The sequence below is a fragment of the Micromonospora sp. NPDC003241 genome (assembly GCF_053589795.1).
Map to the genome: position 1 here is coordinate 1 of NZ_JBSFSO010000096.1, position 2,374 is coordinate 2,374.

The following is a 2,374-nucleotide window of genomic DNA, read 5'->3' on the forward strand; positions in this document are numbered from 1 at the left end:
CTGCACGCCGGCGACCAACTCCAACTCTTCAAGTACATCGTGAAGAACGAAGCCTGGGCCAACGGCAAGACCGCCACCTTCATGCCCAAGCCCCTCTTCGGTGACAACGGCTCCGGCATGCACACCCACCAGAGCCTCTGGCTCGGCGGCGAACCACTCTTCTACGACGAGACCGGCTACGCCGGCCTGTCCGACACCGCCCGCTGGTACATCGGCGGCCTCCTACACCACGCCCCGTCGCTGCTGGCCTTCACCAACCCCACCGTCAACTCCTACCGCCGGCTCGTGCCCGGCTACGAGGCGCCGGTCAACCTGGTCTACTCCCAACGCAACCGCTCCGCCTGCACCCGCATCCCCGTCACCGGCAGCAACCCCAAGGCCAAGCGCGTCGAATTCCGCGTCCCCGACCCGTCGGCCAACGTGTACCTCGCCTTCTCCGCGATGATGATGGCCGGACTCGACGGCATCAAGAGCAAGATCGAGCCACCCGCCCCGATCGACAAGGACCTCTACGACCTCCCGCCCGAGGAATGGGGCGACGTCAAGCAGGTCCCCGGCTCCCTACCCGCCGTCCTCGACTCCCTCGAAGCCGACCACGACTACCTCCTCGAAGGCGGCGTCTTCACCCCCGACCTCATCTCCACCTGGGTCGACTGGAAACGCGCCAACGAAGTCGACCCGGTACGCCTACGCCCGACCCCGCACGAATTCGCCATGTACTTCGACTGCTGACCTCCAGTCACACCGTCCTCGGGCCGGCTCCGCTCACGCGGAGCCGGCCCGACCGCGTTGCGGGCAACGGCATACCTTCGCGTCCGATATATTCACGGCGTGGACACTCCGTTACGTGAACCGACGTTCCTCATCCTCACCGCGCTGGCCCGAGAGCCGATGCACGGGTACGCGATCATCGGTGAGGTGGCCGCCCTCTCCGACGGACGGCTCTCGCTGCGCCCCGGCACCCTCTACGGCGCACTGGACCGGTTGACCGACGCCGGCCTGGTGGAACTCGACCGCGAGGAGACCGTCGATGGTCGACTGCGGCGCTACTACCGGCTCTCCCCCGCCGGAGGCAGCACGCTCGCCGCCGAGACCGAACGGCTGCGGCGCAACGTCGAGGCCGCCACCGCGCGGCTGCGTGCCCGCACGGCGCGACCGCTGGCCCCGCGTACCGCCGGAGGTCTGGCATGAGCCGGCTGGAATCTCGCTACCGGCACCTGCTGCGGGCCTACCCGGTGGACTACCGCCGCGAGCGGGGCGAGGAGATCGTCGGCACGTACCTCGACCTCGCCGAACCGGGACGGCGCTGGCCGTCCGTCGCGGACGCCGCCGACCTCGTGCGGGGTGGCCTCCGTCAGCGCCTCCGGGCCGCCGGGGCCGGCGACGTGGTCCCCGGCGTACGCCTCGCCGCCCTGCTCGCCATGGCCACCGCCGCCTTCCTCGCCGCCTTCTGGACGCTCGCCGAGATGCAACCACCACCGGCCGCGTGGGGTGTCCCGAGCTTCGGGCCGTTCGTCTCGGTCGGCATCGTCGCGTGGCTCGCCTGGCTGGTCGCCGCCTCGGTGCTGCTCGTCGCTCCGGGCCGACCCGCCCGGCTCGGGATCACCGTGGCGGTGCTGGCGACCACGGCGGTGCCGGTGGCGAGCCAGGTCGCCGACGTCGGTCGGCCACCGTTGTACGTGCTGGTTCCGCAGCTCGCCCTCGGGGTGCTGGCACTCGCGGCGGACACCCGGTCGCCGCTGCCGGTGCGGGCGCTGCCGACCGTGGCGGCGCTCGGCGGTGCCGCCACTGCCTCCGTCATGGTCGGACAGTCCTACTGGGGCTGGTACGGCTGGACGGCCGAACAACTCCTGCCGGCCACCGGCGGCGTGCTGCTGGCGGTCGCCGTGCTGCTCGCCGTCGGGCTGACCATGCGCCAGGACCGGCGAGGCCAGTGGGCGGTGGTGGCACTGCTCACCCCGATCGGCCTGCTCAACGTGCACATCCTGGCCAGCATGGTGGACGGTCTCGGCGGTGCGCCGCGCCCGACCCACCCGACCATGGTCGCCACGGCCCTGGTCGTCGGCCTCCTCGGACCGGCCCTGCTGCCGATCACGGTCGCCCTGCGCCGCCCTCGCACCCCCGCGCCTGCGGCGTCCTGCCCGACCTGCGGCGCCCACGGCTGACCCCTGCCCGCCTTCTCTGTCCGCACCCTCCGCCCTCTGCGCCCTCCGCCCCTGCGCCCGTGCGTGCCACGCAGGGCGGCGTTGGTGGCCGGGCTGGTTTGCCCCTGGGCGGAGATGGTGGCCCGCTGGTGGCCGGCCTGGGCCGCGCGGGGGCCGGGCCGGGCGTCCGGTTCCCGGCCTCGACCGATGCTCCGAATCGCCGCTCGTCC

2 protein-coding genes and 1 pseudogene are annotated in these 2,374 nt (G+C 72.4%); all 3 read left to right on the forward strand.

Features of this window, described 5'->3' with window-relative positions; all coding sequences use genetic code 11:
• Positions 1–732 (forward strand): annotated as a pseudogene (locus ACWDVW_RS32540) (type I glutamate--ammonia ligase); the annotation flags it as partial.
• Positions 733–831: 99 nt separating this feature from the next.
• A complete protein-coding gene (locus tag ACWDVW_RS32545; protein WP_449956806.1) occupies positions 832–1,191 on the forward strand; it encodes a PadR family transcriptional regulator in 360 nt (119 codons plus the stop codon).
• A complete protein-coding gene (locus tag ACWDVW_RS32550; RefSeq protein WP_449956809.1) occupies positions 1,188–2,165 on the forward strand; it encodes a hypothetical protein in 978 nt (325 codons plus the stop codon). The genes ACWDVW_RS32545 and ACWDVW_RS32550 overlap by 4 nt, the downstream gene beginning before the upstream one ends.
• Positions 2,166–2,374: the final 209 nt, after the last annotated feature.

Coding starts and splice junctions, on each gene's coding strand:
- ACWDVW_RS32550 (WP_449956809.1), top strand. CDS start 1,188: ATGAGCCGGCTGGAATCTCGCTACCGGCACCTGCTGCGGGCCTACCCG.